This is a genomic window from Litoribaculum gwangyangense, from assembly GCF_039543505.1.
Classification (GTDB): Bacteria; Bacteroidota; Bacteroidia; order Flavobacteriales; family Flavobacteriaceae; genus Litoribaculum; species Litoribaculum gwangyangense.
In genome coordinates, this window is the sequence record NZ_BAABJW010000001.1 from 1,142,890 (window position 1) to 1,162,778 (window position 19,889).

Annotated in this window: 10 protein-coding genes; 5 read left to right on the forward strand and 5 right to left on the reverse strand. The window is 34.5% G+C overall.

Features of this window, described 5'->3' with window-relative positions:
* Positions 1 to 2: 2 nt before the first annotated feature.
* From ABD963_RS05155 to ABD963_RS05165, 3 genes are all read right to left on the reverse strand, one after another.
* A complete protein-coding gene (locus ABD963_RS05155; RefSeq protein ID WP_345275871.1) occupies positions 3 to 1,418 on the reverse strand; it encodes a T9SS type A sorting domain-containing protein in 1,416 nt (471 codons plus the stop codon).
* The gene (locus tag ABD963_RS05160) at positions 1,418 to 1,759 is read right to left on the reverse strand and encodes a hypothetical protein (protein WP_345275872.1); all 342 of its coding nucleotides are present in this window, start codon (positions 1,757 to 1,759) and stop codon (positions 1,418 to 1,420) included. Before ABD963_RS05160 ends, ABD963_RS05155 begins: the two co-directional genes overlap by 1 nt.
* 207 nt (positions 1,760 to 1,966) lie before the next feature.
* Entirely contained in the window at positions 1,967 to 8,296 is a 6,330-nt protein-coding gene (locus tag ABD963_RS05165) for an alpha-2-macroglobulin family protein (RefSeq protein WP_345275873.1), read from the reverse strand.
* 136 nt (positions 8,297 to 8,432) lie between these two features.
* Here ABD963_RS05165 and ABD963_RS05170 point away from each other — a divergent pair, with 136 nt between their 5' ends.
* The 5 genes from ABD963_RS05170 (at position 8,433) to ABD963_RS05190 (ending at position 17,192) form a co-directional block, all read left to right on the forward strand.
* Positions 8,433 to 9,386, forward strand: coding sequence for a tetratricopeptide repeat protein (locus tag ABD963_RS05170; protein WP_345275874.1), 954 nt, complete (start codon positions 8,433 to 8,435; stop codon positions 9,384 to 9,386).
* Positions 9,387 to 9,555: 169 nt separating this feature from the next.
* A complete protein-coding gene (locus ABD963_RS05175; RefSeq protein WP_345275875.1) occupies positions 9,556 to 10,911 on the forward strand; it encodes a UDP-N-acetylmuramate--L-alanine ligase in 1,356 nt (451 codons plus the stop codon).
* 125 nt (positions 10,912 to 11,036) lie between these two features.
* A complete protein-coding gene (locus ABD963_RS05180; RefSeq protein ID WP_345275876.1) occupies positions 11,037 to 14,363 on the forward strand; it encodes a DUF1553 domain-containing protein in 3,327 nt (1,108 codons plus the stop codon).
* 1 nt (position 14,364) lies between these two features.
* Positions 14,365 to 15,798 (forward strand): DUF1501 domain-containing protein, encoded by a 1,434-nt coding sequence (locus ABD963_RS05185; protein WP_345275877.1) that lies wholly within the window; start codon positions 14,365 to 14,367, stop codon positions 15,796 to 15,798.
* Positions 15,798 to 17,192 (forward strand): c-type cytochrome domain-containing protein, encoded by a 1,395-nt coding sequence (locus ABD963_RS05190; protein WP_345275878.1) that lies wholly within the window; start codon positions 15,798 to 15,800, stop codon positions 17,190 to 17,192. Before ABD963_RS05185 ends, ABD963_RS05190 begins: the two co-directional genes overlap by 1 nt.
* 10 nt (positions 17,193 to 17,202) lie before the next feature.
* Here ABD963_RS05190 and ABD963_RS05195 read toward each other — a convergent pair whose 3' ends face one another.
* Entirely contained in the window at positions 17,203 to 18,789 is a 1,587-nt protein-coding gene (locus tag ABD963_RS05195; protein WP_345275879.1) for an FG-GAP repeat domain-containing protein, read from the reverse strand.
* A gap of 84 nt (positions 18,790 to 18,873) precedes the next feature.
* Positions 18,874 to 19,761, reverse strand: coding sequence for a dienelactone hydrolase family protein (locus ABD963_RS05200; RefSeq protein WP_345275880.1), 888 nt, complete (start codon positions 19,759 to 19,761; stop codon positions 18,874 to 18,876).
* Positions 19,762 to 19,889 lie beyond the last annotated feature (128 nt).

Here is a 19,889-nt window from a genome sequence, read left to right on the forward strand (position 1 = left end):
AGTTAGTTTTTTACTATTTTTTTACTGGTAACCAATACATTGTCAACATAAAAATTCGTGATATAAATACCCTTAGATAAATTACCTAAGTCAAGTTGTTGAGTTTCATAATTTGAAACAAAAAGAGACTCAATTTTTTTACCATCTAAGCTTACAATATCAATTTTAAGATTCAAATTCCTTAGGTTTTCAAACTTAAAATTGATTATACTGTTTGTTGGATTTGGATACATATTTATACTTAAGTTATTGATTGCACTGGTAATATCTTCTAGACCTAAAGTAGAATAATTTATAGTCCAAGTAACAGTATAAACATGTATAGTTTCATGATTATCTACTTTTAATGCACTAGAATTATCAGTTACCACTGTGCTTAAAGAGTTAAAGCCTTCAACCAAGTCAGTTTCCATTATGGAAACAGCATCTACATTTGTTGCAATGTTTAAGCCATTTAAGGTCCATTCATTCAACAAAGTATTAGGTATGGTTTTTATTAAATTAATACCAAAATCCAATGGGAAACTTGGATTGTTTACCGAGTTTGAAACGGGATTGTATGAATCAATGGGTGACACCAAATCATGTATTTTCTCAATAATACCCTCTTTACAAACCGAACAGAAAGGTACACCTAAGTATCGCATTTTACAGTTTTGATGTGGTCTATTCCAAGTGGCAGCAGTTCCAGATGTTCCATAGGGGTAAACTCCAATACTATTTATATCAATCCAGTTTTTCCATTTTACCAAGCTTGCGTTTGTTTCCTGTGTCATGTTTATGGCCTCTGCCGCTAAGGCATCACCTGGATAATATTCATCTTTTAAATCAAACAGTGAATGACCCAATTCATGTATGGCAATTTCACTTGAACTAGATCCAGTCGAAGCCATGGGGAATGGCCCGCCACTACCACCATACACATTGGAGTTTACCAAAATTATGGTTTGGTCGTATTCTGGGAAGTTGTTCGCCAAAACTGCATTAATTTTGGATTCGGTATTATTGGCGTAAAAACCATCAATTTCATAGAAAAGCAATCTGTGAAATCCAAAAGAGTCAAAAGTTGCGTTGAAGTAAGTATCGGCAGTTGTAATGGGTGATGCAGGTTCACTAACGTCAGTTGCCGTTCCTGGATGATCGGCACCGCTTTCATTTGATGGCACTTTTATGATAAAAACATTAAAATAATCTGCATATTCCAAAAAAGGCGATTGCGAAAACATGTCGTTCATAAAGTTAGTGGCATCCGTTTCAAATTTTGCAAATTCAGAGATTTGATAGCCTTCACTTAAAATTACAAGATTAATTCTTTTATCATTATCACCAGAAACTTTTAAAGCTTGAACATCAAAAATTTGAGCTGAAACCTTCATCACATTAATTAAAAACAATATGAATAAAAACCTTTGTTTCATCAATCAATAGCGGTTGTTATTAAAGCTTTCGTTTTGTTTTTTTTAGTATTAAAGTTATATATACTTATATATTTTGTGTTTGGTTCTAGTTGCAGTCTAATTGCTATTTGGGTACTATCTAATTCAATTTGTTTATTATTAAATGATTTGGAATCATCAATATATTCAATGTTTTTAATTAAGGGATTTTTTACAATTTGCCTTTGTAATATATTATTATTTTTATCTAATTGTGCGCAAATTAAATCTCCTGTTATCCCCTCTAATACTTTATTTTTTTTCAATTTAACATCAGCAACTATTTGATTTATAAACTGCAATGTAACATCATTATTAGCCATTTTTTTGATGCTATAATTTAAAAAGATGATTTTAGGATGACTTTCTATGGACGCCTCTTTTGCTAAAATATTTTTTTTGGTTGCACAGGAAAAAATTATTAACCCTAAAAATAGAATTAAAATTGATTTAAACTTTATGTTTTTGTTAGGTTTCAAAATAGCAATTTGGGATACGATTTTGTAAATATAAATATTTTAAGCGTTTAATCAATTAACACTAATCCTTGTACCCTCACTATGGCTACTAAATTCAGGGGCATACATATTTTGAATAGTTGTTATCCCATTGCTCATATTACCTGCATTGTTTACACGTAAATCGTATTCAAAAACATAGGTGCCTTTTGGTAAATAATCAAAAAAGAAATTGGTTGAAGCGTCTTTAGTGCTTTCATAATAGCCTAAACCGTCTTGCCATTTGTATTCTGAAATTACATTTATAGGTTCTAATCCAGAAGCGCGCATATCCTTCAAATGTAAAAACTCCATGTTTCTATCGCTACGTATTTCAATACGAACGCGAACTAAATCGCCTACTTTTAAATCGGTTTCGTTGGTTATTTCTGTAATTCCTTCACCTAAATTTGTATTCTTTTTAAGGAATAGTTTTTTGTTCAATTTAAGAGGTGTTTCAGCCGATGTGATTTTATCTAAATCTTCAAAATACTGCCAATACAAACTACCCCAAGCTATACCTTCGCCTTTTTTGGTAAGTGTTACTTCAGCCATTTCGGGTTTAATTTCTGAGGGATTCCAAGAGGTTTTATAATAACCGGTTCCGGCTTCCACTTTTATATTTTCAAGTTTTGAAGGCTCAATCTTTTGATTGCCAACTAAAACCTCTACAGCATCTGTTACGCTCAACCAATCACTGCCTTGAAGTAATAAGGCATAAACCGCTTCGGTGGTGGCTTTGGTGGTTTTCCATTGGTTAGTTTGCTTGTTTTTAAGTAACCAAATTTTTAAGCTGTCAATGGTATTAGGGTCCTTTTCAATTTCTGAAAAAGCCTCAATTAATAACGCTTGGGTTTCAATAGGTGCTTGGTACCAATACCAAGAGTTGGTGTTTTCTTTCCAGTACATCCCTAATTCATCACTGGTAATACTCGTTTCTTTTAGTGAGTTTAAAATTTTGGTAGCTGTTTTTGAATCATTGTTACGATACGACACCAAAGCCATCAATCCTTTTGAATATAAAGAGCGACTCAACCAATATTTTTGGATTTGAGTTTGATAATAATTGATGACGTCTTCCAAATCTTTTGATTTTTTAATGTCAGGGAAGAAGCTTCGAATGTATAAATAATGCAGTTGTGTGTAGCTTAAATGGTCTTTATTTAAATCTGCTTTGGCATCGTATTTTCTGATGTCTTTGTATTCTTGAATGAATTCTGAATCGAGGTATCCGATGGCCTCTTCAATCATTTTTGACCCTTCGACTGCGCTCAGGGTGACACCGAGTTTGGAAAGATGTCCAAAACCAGAAATAATGTGCTGGGTAATGTATCTATTTTCGCGACCACCATTAAACCACGCCCAAGCCCCAGAATCCATTTGATTATGTTCTAATTTTTTAAATGCAGATTCTAATTCATTCTTCATTTTATTAATATCGAATAACAAAGCGATGCGTTTTTTCTGTTCGCTTTCGCTTTGTGCATCACGCAACCAAGGCGTTTCTTGAATTAAAATAGACTTTAAGTCTTCATTCTTTTCTAGGTTAGAAACCAGTGCGTCAGAATCCCTCCATTGGTTAAAAACGGCTTGAATTCTAGGGTTGGAATTTGCAATATGACTCGCCAACGCATTGGCGTAATATCTACTGAATGTTTGCTCATTACACTCATAAGGGTATTCCATTAAATAGGGCAATGCCTGAACCGCATACCACGCTGGATTGGAAGTGATTTCCAAAGTCAATTTATGGTTTTTAAGCGTTGTTGAGGTATTAGTTTTAAGCTTATCCAAAGTAAAAGTCCTAGTTTCGTTACTTTTAGTCCACATGGGTAAAGTTTCGGTTACCAGCATTCGATTGCTTAAAACAGGTAATGCGTTTTGTTCGCCATCACTAAAGGTTTCAGACTTGGCTATGATTTTATACTGAATAGCATCCACACCATCAGGAATGGTTAATTTCCATGATACTTGTGTATTACCTTTGGCGTCAACGGCAAAAGCCCCATCTAACTTCCCCGAAGGGGAAGAACTGAGCAAGTTTGCTGTTATATCTTTTCCTGTAACAGCATCGGTTAAAATTAAGAAGGCATTTCCAGAAAGTTGTTTGTCAGTTAGGTTTGCGATTTTTGTACTAATAGTTATCTCATCGCCTTGACGTAAAAAACGTGGTGCGTTGGCGATTACCATTAACTCTTTTTGGGTGACTGTGGTTAAAGTTTTAGTCGCACTTTCCAAGGTTTTTGTATGTGCCAATAATTGCAATTTCCATTGGGTTAGGGCTTCGGGTGTAGTAAAGCTAAAACTCACATTGCTATCTTTATCCGTTTGTAAGTGCGGAAAGAAAAAGGCAGTTTCTTGGAGGTTTTTACGGATTTGAATTCCGTTTGTTTCAAACTCTTTCTCTTCTTTTTTACGTTTTGGACCATTAGGATTATAAGCAAAAGCAATTTCCACATTCTCTTCAGCGACAGAATCATATTGAACAGATGTTACAGAAGCTCTCAAACTTCTTTTTTCGGTAGCATATCCAACTGTTACAATTTCTTCTAAACGTTCAACACTTTCTGCCAATGAAACATTTATAACATTATTTTGATTAACATTAATTTCTCTTGAATTAAAACCAACATAACTCATTACCAAAATTTCATCTTTTGAAGCTTCAATACTAAAATTTCCATCAAAATCGGTTGTTACACCTCTTGACGTTCCTTTAACTATAACTGAAACTCCAGGTAATGGGTTGCCTTCAGAATCAAAAACAGTTCCTGAAATAAATCCTTTTTTTATAGAATCATCATATTTTGATTCAGTCTTTAATCGTAAAGATTTTACATAATTATCAAAACGCCATTTGTTAAAATTAAAGCTAAACCCAAACCAATTCAGCTGGTCATAATATTGTTGTGGGTAGTTAGTATAAGTTCTTTCATTATACACTCTAAAATTTTTTGTTCCAAAACTATTATAGGCTCTACTTTGGTTATAAGATGAGTAATTGGGTTGCATTATGGGGTTGAAGCTCCAAGCATGCGGTTTAAACTGGTCTAAAGAGGCATCGTACATGCTAGCTAAAAGTTCAGCACTTACTTTTTCACTTTGTGGACCTGATATTTTAAAGCTCCAAGTTTCATCGGAACCTGGTTGTAATTTATCTCTAAAAGAGGTGGTTTCAATATCTAAATCGGTTTTAGGATAAGGTACTGAAATAATTTGCGTTGAAGATTGAAAACTATTAAACGCTGCAAAACTGTAACTGATGGCAAAACCACCAACATCTTTAGGTTCAACTGGAATCTCAATGGTTTTTTTGTTGTTATTAAGTTGGACGATCTCCGTTTTTACAAACTCGTGATTTTTTTCAATTTTAACGGTTACCTGTAAGTTTTCTGCAGCCGAAGCCAAAGTTACCATAGCTATGTCACCAACTTTATAATTTGATTTATCGGTCGTGATCCTGAATAACTGATTATCGGCAAGCGTTTTGTCATCATAGCTATATAAAGTTGTTTTGACTTCATCTTTCACTAATTGCCCAAACATATCCTGGCTTTCCAGAAAGACAGTGTATTTCCCCGATTGCCATCTTTTAATCTTGCCAAGTTCCAAGGTTTTTGATGTTTCAGTATCAAATTCTTTCACAAAAACAAGCTCACCTTTTTCCCAAAGATCAGTATTGTGTTCACTGGCATAGGCATCATGTGGAAACAAGTTTTTAAAAGTTTCTTCTGAAAAATCTTGATAGTCTGGCGCAGCCCAAGGACGCTGACGTAAAACCGAATTTGGCGCTTTTAATTTGTAAATTTTTATAACGCCTTTGGCAGGAACAAACTCGCCATTTAAGTTTTTGGTATCGATGTTTATGGTATGATCTTTTTTGTTTTTGTCTAAAACAGTATCCATACCAATATTGGCCACCAAAGCATGATAACCCACATTCACTATGGTGGTTGCACTTCGGGTTTCGCCATTTAAATCGGTAACATCGGCTGTAATTTCATAATTAAAAATAGGCAAACTGCTTTTCTCAACACTTTGGTCTGGAATGGCTTTAAATGTAATTTCAAATTCTCCTTTATCATTGGTGATGCTTTCACCATGAGTGATTTCCTGTGGCTCACTGTTAAACCATGGGCGATACCAGTAATACCAACGCGGATATTGTACTTTTCTGTGCACCCGATACACTACTTTGGCATCGGTAATATTGCTGCCAGCATACGCCAATGCCGTTCCTTTTACGAAAACTGAATCGTTGATTTTAAAGGTTTTGGTAACGGGCGTAAATTTGGTTTCAAACTTAGGGCGTTTGTATTCCTCTACCGAGAAATAATGTTCTGTAAAAAAGTCTTTTTCATCGCCATCAAATTCAATGTAGTATTCACCGTTTAACCCGTTATTAGGTAGAATAAATTCACCCGACACCGAGCCAAAATCGTTGGTTGTAAACTCTAATTCTTTTATTTCTTCATCATTTACGTTGTACAACGTAGCGTAAACAGGTTCGTTGGCAACCACTTCAGAGTTGCCATTTTTTGTTCTTAGGGCTATAGCTTTAAAATAAACGGTTTGTCCGGGTCTGTAAATACTTCTATCTGTGAAAATGAAAGCTTTATAGTCTATATCTTCTTTTTCGGTTTTATATAATTGACTTATATAATAATCACCAAAATAGGCAGTATCATTAACGTAGGTAACTATAACTGAAACATTACGATAACGGTCTGTAGATTTTTCAATTTTTATTTCGCCAAGGGCATTTGTTTTGAAATTTTCTCTTCGAGGTTTTCTCCTGTTATTTTCAAAATAACTCAACTCAACTTTTGCATTGGCAATAGGTGCACCATTATTTCTGTCAATAATTTGAAAGATTTTGTATTTGCTACTTTCAGTTTCAACTAGGGCTAAATTGGTTACTTGAATGGTTGAAAAAGCAAAGGTTTCAGCATCATTTTTAACCGAGGCAAAAATTAAATAATCGCCATTATTCAGTTTAGGGATTAAAATTTCTGTAGTGTGCGTTTGAAAGTCATTTTCGTTTTTTAGGGTACTTTCCCAATATTTATGAGCATCCAATTTTTTAATAAACGCCAGTTGTTCGTCTTTTCGATAAATTTTATTAAAGGTCTCTAGTCGGTTTCTACTCATTTTAAAAACCGTAAAATCGAGTTCACTTAGGTTTTTATAGCTTACAAGTAATCGTGCGTGTTTTTGAATGGGTAAAAAGCTTTCGGTCGTAATTTGAAGTGTTTGTTGCTCAATTTGAGATTTTAAAACGTTGCACTTTTCTGCACCTTTACTTTTTGGAAATTTTGCAATGATGTTATCACAAATCTCCATAGCTTTTTTCGCTTTCCAACGATGCTCTTCATTGGTTTTAGGCTGGTATTGATGGCTTTGTCCGTAATAAATGGAAGCCATTTCAAAATCGTACAAACCAGAAACTTCATGGGTTTTTAATTTTTCACTTTCACTTTTTAAGGTGTTTAATAAAATATCTTCTTTTGTATTAAACGTAGCATGTTCGTTTACAAATTTTAATCTATTAATATTAACATCTGCGAACGCAAATGGTTCTTGATCCTTTAAATGAAATTGAATTAAATCCTGGTATATTTTAAGCGCATTCAATTGAAGTGACGTAGAATCTTTCGATTCTAGTCGTAAACTTAAAAACGTGGGTGCATTATCCAAATAATTGGTATCATCAAGCTCAAATTTATAAGCAGGTTTCGTTATATTCGTTTCATTGGTTTTGTAAAATTCGAGTGCTTCATGGTTTAAAAAATCGAACAACGTTGGTCTATATATTTTAGAGTCTTTTTGAAGATTTAAAAGTATATCGTAATTTTCCAAAGGCTCTAATTGAAGCATTAGGCCATTTTGCAGGGATTTTTGATAATGTATATGAATTTCATAAAATAATGTTTGTAAATCCCAGGTTCTAAAATCATAAGTATCAACTTTTTTAGCTGTTTTTGTGCGGTTATAAAATTTCCAACGGTTTTGCTGGAAATATTGCCAATACATGTCCGCTAGTAAACTTTCTAAAATATTTTTTGTAGGGAATTGGCTGTTTTCTATTTCGGTTATAAAATCATCAATGATTTTAAGCTGAGCATTTTCCTCTAAGACCAAAGCAAACTTGCTTTTAAACAACATAGTTTTTATAAGTTGTGGGGTGTTTTCGTTTTTTCTTGCTTTTTGGCTAATGGCTTCAACAACTTTTAAAGCAGATTTAGGTAGCCCTTCAATTTCAAATTGCTCAACTTTAAACCATAAATCATCATAATTAGAATTTTGTGCTTTTGCGAAATTTGCAAAAAGCAAAATCATTAATAAAGTTGTGAATGTTCTCATGTTTAAAATTTTACCACTAACTACTTTCAAAAGTCATTCCAAAAACAATTATTTTCATTGGAGTTCGTTGGTTGAGTGAAGTTAGCTATTTTTTAACTCAGTTATAAAGATTAACTTTGCTTTTTCGATCTAATATATGATGAACAAGTTTTTATATCTGCTATTTTTTCCTGTTTTAGTCTTAGGTCAAACTTCTTTTGATGAGATTGAACCTCTTTTTCACAAAAAGGAATTTAAAAAAGCAGAAACTATAGTAGCCAAATATCTTGAAACCGACCCAAATAATCTTAAGGCGATTGAACTATTAGGAGATGCATATGGTCACCAAGAAAAATGGGACGATGCCATAAATAATTACAAAAAATTGGTTGAAGCCGATAATAATAATGCCAATTACCACTATAAATATGCTGGTGCCTTAGGCATGAAAGCATTGCAAAATAAGTTTAAGGCCATTGGTTTTATAGGCGATGTAAAAAACCATTTTATAAAAGCGGCAGAACTAGACCCCAAACACATGGATGCCCGTTGGGCCTTGGTGGAATTGTATATGCAATTACCGGGAGTTTTTGGTGGCAGTAAAACCAAGTCGTTACATTATGCCCAAGAGTTGGAAAACCTATCTAAAGTTGATGGATACTTAGCCAAAGGCTATATTTATGAATATGATAACCAACCCGAATTGGCTGAAAAGTATTATAAAATGGCCATTAATGAAGGAGGGTCATTGGTTTGTTTTAATAAGCTTACCAATTTTTATGAAAGTAAAAATGAACCTCAAAAAGCGATAAAAAATATTGAAGAAGCTCAAGATAAGCATCCACGAAATGCACTTCATTATCAAATAGGAAAGGTTTCTGCCGAATATAACGTTGAGTTGCAAAAAGGCGAGCAGTGTTTACATATGTACCTAAAAAACTATTCAGCTGAGGACGGTGTCCCAAAAGCGTGGGCTCACTACCGTTTAGCGCAAATTAACATGCATAAAAACAATAAAGAGGAGGCCTTAAAATATATTAATTTGGCCATCGCCGAACTCCCTAAAATAAAACCTTTTAAAGAACAAAAAGAAAAGATTTTAAATCTTTAATTTGTAGCTCCCTATCGGGATGGCTTTCCATTTTATCTTTTTTAAAAACAAAAGAATTGTATTTCAATGCTTCACACAGTTTTGCATGCATAGAATGTCAGTTTTCATCTAAAAACATTCGTGTATTCGTGGCAAAAAAAGTATATTTGAAAGCATTCAAAAACAACACATGAACGTACATTTTATAGCTATAGGTGGTGCTGCAATGCATAATTTAGCATTAGCGTTACATAACAAAGGTTACGAAGTAACTGGAAGTGACGATACCATTTTTGAGCCTTCAAAATCCCGATTGGAAGCTAAAGGCTTGTTGCCAAAAACCTTTGGTTGGTATCCCGAAAAAATTACTACAAATTTGGACGCCATTGTACTAGGTATGCATGCCAAAGCAGATAATCCTGAACTTTTAAAAGCGCAACAATTAGGATTGAAAATTTATAGCTATCCCGAGTTTTTGTACGAGCAATCCAAAAATAAAACTCGTGTGGTTATAGGTGGTAGTCATGGTAAAACTACTATAACGTCTATGATTTTACATGTGATGCATTATCATGATAGGGATGTCGATTATATGGTTGGAGCACAATTGGAAGGTTTTGATGTGATGGTAAAACTTACCGAACGTAATGATTTTATGGTTTTAGAAGGCGATGAATATTTAAGTTCACCCATTGATAGACGTCCAAAATTTCATTTATACCAACCTAATATTGCTTTGTTAAGTGGCATTGCGTGGGATCATATTAACGTGTTTCCAACATATGATAATTATGTGGAGCAGTTCCGCATTTTTGTGGACAGTATAATAAGTGGTGGAAGCATCAACTATAACGATGAAGACCCCGAAGTAAAAAGGGTGGTGGAAGCCAGCGAAAACACCATTCGTAAAATCCCCTATAAAACACCAAAATATATTGTTGTAAATGGACAAACCCTTTTGGAAACTCCTGAAGGCGATTTACCTATTGAGGTTTTTGGAGCACATAACTTAAATAATTTGGCCGGTGCTAAATGGGTTTGTCAGCATATGGGCATTGATGAAGACGATTTTTATGAAGCTATTGCCACATTTAAAGGCGCTAGTAAACGGCTTGAAAAAATAGCCGAAGGGTTAAACAGTGTTGCGTATAAAGATTTTGCACATTCGCCAAGTAAAGTGGAGGCCACCACCAAAGCTGTAAAGGAACAATACAATAACAGAACTTTAGTAGCCTGTTTAGAGCTCCATACTTACAGCAGTCTAAATGCTGAATTTTTAAAGGAATACAAAGGCGCTTTGGATGCCGCCGATGTTGCCGTGGTATTTTACTCGCCACATGCCGTAGAAATTAAAAAACTTGAAGAAGTTACACACGAACAAATTGCCAGTGCGTTTGAGCGTGACGATTTAATTATTTACACCAATCCAGACGACTTTAAAAACTTTCTCTTCTCCCAAAGTTTTAATAACAAAGCTTTATTGTTAATGAGTTCCGGTGATTATGGCGGATTGGATTTTGAAATAGTTAAGAGCTTAATTCAATAATTTTGCATACCATTTAAATTTACTCAAGGGAGTTATCAATTAAATATTGAGCATTTTAAATACCCTGTTTTATTTTATTATTTGAATAAATAATTATATTTTAGGTTGCATTATACAACCAACCATTGAAAATCAATTTTTTAACTAAGTCATTTTCCTATTCTGGAATAATTAATTATTCTTTTATTTTAGGAATTCTTTTAAATGCTTGTTCTAATCCTTTAACTAAAGAGGTAACAATGGCTTATGACTCTTTACCTGAATATGTGGATTACAACTTTCATATAAAACCAATTCTTTCTGATCGTTGTTACACCTGTCACGGTCCTGATCCTCAAACAAGAAAGGCAGGGTTAAGGCTTGATATTGAAGAAGAGGCCTTTAAAAAGTTGGAGTCAGGAAATTATGCATTCGTAAGAAATCGTATCTCAAAAAGTGAAGTTATTCATCGTTTGGTAAGTAATGACCTTGATAAAATAATGCCGCCACCTGAAGCTGAACTCAATATGTCACCTCGTGAAATTGCATTAATAGCAAAATGGATCGAGCAAGGAGCTCAGTGGAAAGAACATTGGTCTTTTTTAGCACTTAATGCCCCTGAAGTACCACAATTAAATAACGAGTGGAAGCGTAATAATAGTATAGATAATTACATTCAAGATAATTTAGTTCAATTAGGGCTTGAGCCATCCACTGAGACAGATAAAGAGCATTTGATAAGAAGAATCACTATGGATCTTACAGGTTTACCACCTTCTGTTGAAGACATTGATGCTTTTCTAAATGACACCTCAGAGGATGCTTACGAAAAAGTTGTAGACCGACTTTTACAGAGTGATGCTTACGCTGAACGGATGGCACAAGAATGGATGGATGTATCCCGTTATTCAGATTCACATGGGGTTTCATTTGATGGGTATCGAACCTCATGGCCGTTCCGCGATTGGGTTATACAAGCCTTCAAAAATAATATGCCTTACGATAAGTTTATAACGCATCAACTAGCTGGAGATCTTATACCTGATGCGAATGAACAATCCAAAATAGCAACGGCTTTTGTGCGCATGAATCCTTTAGAAGGTTCTGCCGGTTCTATTCCAGAAGAGTTCCGGGTTGAGTATGTCAACGAAAGGGCAGGGGTAACAGGAACAGCGCTTCTTGGGCTTACAGTAGAATGTGCCAAATGCCATGATCATAAATTTGATCCCATTTCACAAAAGGAATTTTATCAGATATCTGCTTTTTTTAACAACACTATGGAATATGGTTTGGCACCAGCTGATTCCGACCGCCCACCTACAATTATTCTTTTAAATGACAAAGAAAAATCAGAGATTAAAACTTATATTGAATCCCTAAATACCGAAAAAAATGAACTTGATAGCGAAGTGAGGTTAAATTATACCAACTATCAAAAACCTTTACCGAAAGCTGCAGTTTCAGAACCTCTTGGATACTACGCGTTTAACACCATAAAACCTTACAAAAAAGAGATTAAGAGAAAGAAAAAGAAAGAAGAAAAGAAAGAAGAAAAGAAAGATAAAAATAAAATTAAGGAAAAAAAGAAAGAAGCAGTTAAAAAGAAAGTGTTTAAAGAACTGCAAATGCTTGACGATAACAAAGAGGCTGAAGCTAATTTAAAAATTACGCTTACAGATGGGAAATATGGCAAGGCCGCCTATTTTAATGAAGAATATGATAACATATCGCTTCTCAAAATTGGGGAGTTTGAACATTATGATTCTTTTAGTATTAGCACATGGATTAACACAGAAAAGGATTCAATAGGATCTTCACAAACCATTATAGGGAATTCTGGAACGGTATTACAATTCCATCGTGGATGGGAACTCGCATTAGATTCTACGAATCATGTTAGAGTACGATTTATCCATCGTTTACCCGATGAAGTTATTTCAGTGAGTTCACTAAACTCAATAACTGCCAATCAATGGAATCAGGTTGGATTTACCTATGATGGAAGCCAATCTGCAACGGGCATTTCTATTTTTATAAATGGTAAAAAAGTAAATACAAGAACCAATTTTGATCAATTAAAAAGATCAATCCTTCCAGTAAATTTTAGCGTGCAACGTGATTCGCTACCTTTGGTAGTTGGAAGTAGCAATCGAAAATGGACAGAAGATCTTGGATTATTCCGAGGTGCAATTGATGAAATTAGAATCTATAACGAACAGTTATCTCAATGGGAAATGGCCATATTGGGCGAAGCAGAAATTGATGAAAATTCAAAAGGGATTAAAGAAGAATATTGGTTCTTGAAAGATAAAGCTCTAGCCTCTACAAGAACTAAGATGCGTAAAAAAAGAATAGAAATTAGTAAGATTCTTGACAGTGCGAATGAATTAATGGTTATGGAAGATCTGAAGGTGCCCCGCAAGACTTATATCTTAGAAAAAGGATTGTATAACCAACACGGGGAGGCCGTTGAACCAGGAGGGATTGATAAGGTGTTACCGTATAGCAGTAATTTACCAAAAAATAGGTTAGGACTTACCAAATGGCTTTTTGACGATAAGAATCCGATTGTACCAAGAGTTGCCATTAATAGATATTGGCAGATGATATTTGGTCAAGGATTAGTAAAAACAGCCGAAGATTTCGGAAGTCAAGGTGAAAGACCAAGCCATCCGGAATTATTGGATTGGTTAGCCGTTGATTTTAAAAATAATGGTTGGGACATTAAACGATCTATAAAGCAAATGGTTATGTCGTATACTTACAGGCAGACTTCATTTTGTGAAGAATACTTGCGTGAACTGGATCCAGAAAATAAGTATCTGGCTAGAAGTCCTTCATACCGTTGGCCTGCTGAAATGATTAGAGACAATGCATTGAAAGCAAGTGGTTTATTGGTTGAAGAGATAGGTGGTCCCAGCGTTAAACCCTATCAACCAGATGGCCTTTGGGCTGAAGTAGGTATGGGTTCCAAAAAACTTTCTAAATATGTGTCCGACAAAGGAAAGAATTTGTATCGACGCAGTCTATACACTTTTTCAAGACGTTTCGCTCCTAATCCTACCATGATTAATTTTGATATGACTTCAAAAGAAATCTGTACAATACGGCGGACTACAACTAGCACTCCTTTACAGGCTCTTACACTTCTAAACGACCCTCAGTTTGTAGAAGCCTCAAGGGTATTGTCAGAGAAAGTTCAAAAAGAATTTCCAAATAGCCTAAATCAGCAAATTGAATTGGCATTTAGAAGGTCTACTGGTTTAAAACCTAATAAAGAGCAACTAGAAATCTTGACTGGACAGTATCAACAGTCTTTAGAGCAATTTAAAAAGGAGCCTGTAATGGCAGATTCTATTTTATCGGTAGGAGAGTGGCCATTTGACAAAGTACTTTCAAAAGAAAGTACAGCAGCAATGACTCTAGTAGTCAGCACAATTTTGAATTTCGACGAATCTTACATGAAACGATAATATGAACGATCACAATCACAACCATCATCATAACCCTATAAGCCGAAAGGATTTTCTAAGTAAAGCCACCCTTGGACTTGGAGCTATATCTTTAGCATCTTTGATTAATCCCTTAAGCGCGTTTGGCGCATCTTTAAAAACACCTATAGGTCCTCATTTTGCCCCTAAAGCCAAGCGAATCATTTTTTTAAATATGATTGGGGCGCCTTCACAATTAGATCTGTTTGATTATAAACCAATTCTAACAAAAATGCATGGTGTGGAGTTGCCAAACAGTGTTATGGGAGACCGTGTAACAGCAACCGTAGCTGCACAAGCTACAAAACCTATAGTTAGACCTCTTTACGAATTTAAACAGCGCGGACAAAGTGGAATGTGGATGAGTGATTTGATGCCTTACATGGCTCAAATTACTGATGAGCTATGTATGATTAACTCCATGTATACAGAATCTGTGCAGCATGAACCTGCTCAAATGTTTACTCATACAGGTTCTGAAATTCCTGGTAGACCTACCATGGGCTCTTGGATAAGTTATGGACTTGGGTCAGAAAATGAGAACCTCCCAAATTATATTTCTTTAATGACCAAAGGAAATGAAGGTGGGTCATCTAGATTACTTTCAAGTGGTTTTCTGCCTGCCGAACATCAGGGAGTACAACTTAGGAGCGGTAAAAACCCAGTATTATTTTTAAATAACCCTCCTGGTGTTTCTGAGTCTATAAGACGTGAGCAGCTTAATCATCTGCAAAAGTTACAGAATCAAAACTATACAACTTGGGAAGATGAAAGTATAAAAGCTAAAATGGCTCAATATGAAATGGCTTTTCGAATGCAGACTTCAGTTCCAGAAGTTATGAATACGGAAGGTGAACCAGATCATATTTACGAATTGTATGGTGAAGATAGCAAGAAACCGGGAACCTTTGCAAGCAATTGCTTATTGGCCAGACGATTGGCTGAGCGTGGTGTGCGATTTGTACAGTTATATCATGGAGGTTGGGACCACCACAGTAATTTACCAAAACAGATTCCTAAAAACTGTAAAGATGTAGATCAAGCATCAGCCGCCTTAATCATGGATCTTAAACAACGGGGATTACTTGAAGATACTCTGGTGATTTGGGGAGGAGAATTTGGTAGAACCAGTTTCTCACAAGGACAATTAACTAAAGATAATTTTGGTAGAGATCATCACCCTGACGCCTATACCATGTTGATGGCGGGTGCTGGCGTGAAGAAAGGGCTTACATATGGTGCTACCGATGATTTTGGATATCATATTACAGAAAATAAGGTGCATGTGCACGACTTCAATGCCACAATATTGCATTTGTTGGGAATAGATCATGAAAAACTGAACTATAAGTATCAAGGGAGAAGATTTCGCCTAACCGATGTACACGGAAATGTGGTTAAAGATATTTTAAGTTAATGGAATGGGAATCTTTTATTGGGCGTTTTCATCCTTTGATGGTTCATTTGCCAATAGGTATATTTATACTGGGTTATATTTTTGAAGTATTACGTCGATTGAATTTTCAAAATTTAATTGTTTCTAGAAAAGTTGTTGTTTTCACATATATTTTGGGGTTTCTTACGGGTTTAGTTGCAGCGATTACTGGATGGTTTTTGTCCTTTAGTGATGATTATGGTATTGAAGCATTAAATAGTCATAAACAATTAGGAATCATAACATTAGTGGTTATGTTGCTAGTTATAATCTATCAAATAACGGCTTCAAAAAACAACAACAAATCCAAATTGGCAGCATCTACGTTAGCTATCATACTAACTTTCCTAACTGGACATTTTGGAGGCAATCTTACCCATGGGTCTAACTATTTGGTTCAGTATGGCCCAGATTTCCTTAAATTTAATGAAAAAAGGTATGCTATTGATTTAGGTGAAAAAAATCCTGATTCAATTCAAATTTATTCAAACTTTATACAACCACTTATTCAAAATAAATGTGTAGCTTGTCATAGTACTGATAACTATAAAGGGGGATTAATTCTTGATCGTTACAGCGACCTATTTATGGATGCTGACCATGGGAAACCTATTTCTCCCGGTAATATTGATAATAGTGAATTATTTACTCGAGTTACTTTACCAGAAAATCACGAAAAAATTATGCCACCTCGGGGAGCCGGGTTTGGTTATACAGATCTTCAAATTCTGAAGTATTGGATTGAAAATGGAGCAGATAGTTTGGCTGTTTTCAATTCTGATAGCATGAGCGAGGAGCTGATATCTTTAATGAATCGTGATTTTGGATTAGATTTTAGTCCGAAACCACACTATGAGAAAGTTTATGTAGATTCCCTTGATTCAGGTCTTATGACTCAATTGCGCAATTCTGGATTTAAGGTTAATTACTTAGGCTTGTCTAACTTTTTGCTTGAAGTCGTATTTAAAGAAGATTCAATTACCACTGATCAAATAAAAATACTGAATCAAGTTTCTGATAGAATTACATTTTTGAAAATCTCTAACAGTAAGTTATCCGAGGATTTAATTGGAGAAATTGCTGAAATAAAACATTTAACACGTATTGATTTAAGCAAAAATGAGCTCAATGGTAAAATGGTATCGTTTCTGAATAAACACGACCATCTTGAGGCGGCGAATCTCAATAATACGGATCTAGATGATTTATCATTACAAAAGCTATTAGATAGATTTAATTCTTTAAGAGTTTATTTAGGCAACACTAATGTCACTCCCACACAAATAATAAATTTAGCTCAAACTTACGAAGACGCTGAAGTAATATCCGAATTTAAATTTGAAAAAGTAGCTGAAGCCAAGTCGGTTTTTAAATAAAAAAAATTTATTAAATTTTTTTTAACTTGATACAAGTTTTATTACCTGAATAGTCCTTTGCACAAATATTGACTAGGTTGATATCGATGCTGTCCGATATCGTTGCGGTCCACAAATTTTCACCATACCAGGTCATAGGAACTTTATTACTCATACTATCAAACTCTAAGTTTATAGCAGTCCAATCTTGTGGCATATTTGGACTTTTATTATCATGAATTCTAGCTTTTATTGTAATTTTTTTACTTTTTTTATTTTCATTTACTTGGAAATGTGAAATAATAGGCTTGGCTGTATCTGGATTAATATCATAACCTATAAAGATTCTCTCCTCAATACCTTCTGCCCCTTCGCCTTGTCCCATGACGATGTCCATTTTTTTATCATTATCTATATCTCCTAATACCATCGACAACGTTAGCGGTGTTTGTTTACCGAAAAAAACAGGTTGCAAGAGGCTAAATTTACCGGTTCCATCATTAATTAGCAATCTATCTTCTCCTGTTAAGGAACTAATTAAAAAGTCTGGATCTCCATCCGAGTCATAGTCAATAAATACAACATTGTTATCATCTTTTCCAATATTATCAGAATCTGGCCAAAGTAACTCAGTATCGTCAATAAATCGTTTGCCCTCATCATTTAAAAAAATATGTTCTCTTCTGGAGCTAGATTCTTTATCAACAATATCCCCATCATTAACAGTAATTAAATCAAGAAATCCATCATTATTTATATCCATAGCTTCAAAATCATAGTTATTTGTATAAGCAGGTAAAAGCCTTTTGTCCTCAAAAACCCCTTGCCCATTATTAACAAATATTCTGCTCGTGCCACATCTTTTACAAGATATTGCTATGTCCAAATCAAAGTCATTGTCAAAATCTATAAATTCCAAATCCCATGAAAATTGAATTAGAAGATCTGGCATTTGATTTTTAGTTACATCTGTAAATTTACCAAATCCATCATTTAACCAAAGCATGGTTCTTCCGCCAATATTATTCATGTTAGATCCTTCACCCCAATCTGATAAAATCAAGTCAAGATCACCATCATTATCTACATCTCCCAACTCTAAATCCCCTACACTAGCGTTTAATTTTGGTAATTGTGTAGCTGTTACATTTTTGAATTTTCCATTTCCAAGGCCGATATAAAGTTCACTTTGTGTTTGATACGTTGTCCCAACAATAATATCTGGAATGTTATCCTTATTAATATCACGTACTTTTATCACTCTGGAATAAAATTTTTTATCTCCAAAAATTTCAGTCGTTATTTCTTTAAACTTTGTTTTTGGACCCTTATTGATAAAAATTCTACTTGCTTCCAAATCTCCCGGTACAGAGTAATTGCCACCATTGGCAAATATTAAATCTAATAAATGGTCATTATTTATATCTACAACTTCAACTCTATTGGTCCATTCCTTTGTTATGGGTAGGTAAGTAGATGTTTTATCTACCCACAATTTTTTCGTTCTACTTATTTCAGCGATATCACTTGGGATATTATTCTGTTTACAATTCAAAATAATAAGCAATACTGAAAAAAGAACTATTCTTATTATTCTTTGATTAAACTGTTTTTTCAATTGAATTATTTAAATTAAGATTTACACATAGTTTCACAAAAGTTGTTGTTTATTTGGTTTTATGCCGAATAAATCCTAGTAAAACTAGATTAATTTTTCTTTAAAAAAAGCAATGGTTCGTTCCCAAGCTAAAGACGCCGCTTTTTCATCATATCTAGGTGTGGTATTATTGTGAAATCCGTGGTTTACATTTTCGTAAAAATGAGCTGTGTAATCAATATTATTTTCTTTTAATGCTTTTTCGTAATCTGGCCAACCGGCATTTACTCGTGTATCTAATCCAGCATATTGTAATAATAAAGGGGCCTTTATTAGTGCTGTTTCCTCAGCAGACGGCTGCCCGCCATAAAAGGGAATTGCAGCACCCAAATCAGGGACTTTAACGGCCATCATATTGGCTATCCAACCACCAAAACAAAAACCAACAACACCAATTTTTCCATTGCAATTTTCATGAGTGCTTAAATATTCAAAAGCAGCAATAAAATCCTCCAACATTTCATTTCTATCACGCTGACGTTGTAAAGCACGCCCATCATCATCATTTCCTGGGTAGCCTCCAAGTGGTGTTAATGCATCTGGTGCCAAGGTTATAAAACTATCAAGAGCTGCGCGCCTTCCAACGTCCTCAATATAGGGGTTTAAACCACGGTTCTCATGCACCACCACAATACCTGGTAACTTTCCGGTGGTGTTATCCGGTATCGACAACAAGCCTTTTATAGTACCGCCACCTTTAGGAGAGTCATAATTTATGTATTCAGATTTCAAACGCGCATCATCAGGTTTTACCAAAAGTGTATTAATATAATCTGGGGTAATAAAACTCAATAAGGACGAAACCGTAATGCCTCCAACGGCATAAATAGATAGTTTTTCAACAAATTGACGTCGGTCTATTTTATTATGCGCGTAATAGTCGTATAAATCAAATACTTCTTGATTGATGTCTTCTTTTTTTAATGGTTTCATGAGAAAATGTTTAATTGTTTTTTAACGATTACATGAAACATCATTTTAATCACTCTCATCGGATTAAATTTTTAATTACAGATGTTTCATCATGTAACTTTTATTGCTTCTGTAATTTACAATATTTA

Excerpts from the sequence above, each read along its gene's own strand:
- ABD963_RS05165 (WP_345275873.1), bottom strand. The coding sequence starts at position 8,296 with ATGAGAACATTCACAACTTTATTAATGATTTTGCTTTTTGCAAATTTC.
- ABD963_RS05155 (WP_345275871.1), bottom strand. The coding sequence starts at position 1,418 with ATGAAACAAAGGTTTTTATTCATATTGTTTTTAATTAATGTGATGAAG.
- ABD963_RS05185 (WP_345275877.1), top strand. The coding sequence starts at position 14,365 with ATGAACGATCACAATCACAACCATCATCATAACCCTATAAGCCGAAAG.
- ABD963_RS05190 (WP_345275878.1), top strand. The coding sequence starts at position 15,798 with ATGGAATGGGAATCTTTTATTGGGCGTTTTCATCCTTTGATGGTTCAT.
- ABD963_RS05200 (WP_345275880.1), bottom strand. The coding sequence starts at position 19,761 with ATGAAACCATTAAAAAAAGAAGACATCAATCAAGAAGTATTTGATTTA.
- ABD963_RS05175 (WP_345275875.1), top strand. The coding sequence starts at position 9,556 with ATGAACGTACATTTTATAGCTATAGGTGGTGCTGCAATGCATAATTTA.
- ABD963_RS05160 (WP_345275872.1), bottom strand. The coding sequence starts at position 1,759 with ATGGCTAATAATGATGTTACATTGCAGTTTATAAATCAAATAGTTGCT.
- ABD963_RS05170 (WP_345275874.1), top strand. The coding sequence starts at position 8,433 with ATGATGAACAAGTTTTTATATCTGCTATTTTTTCCTGTTTTAGTCTTA.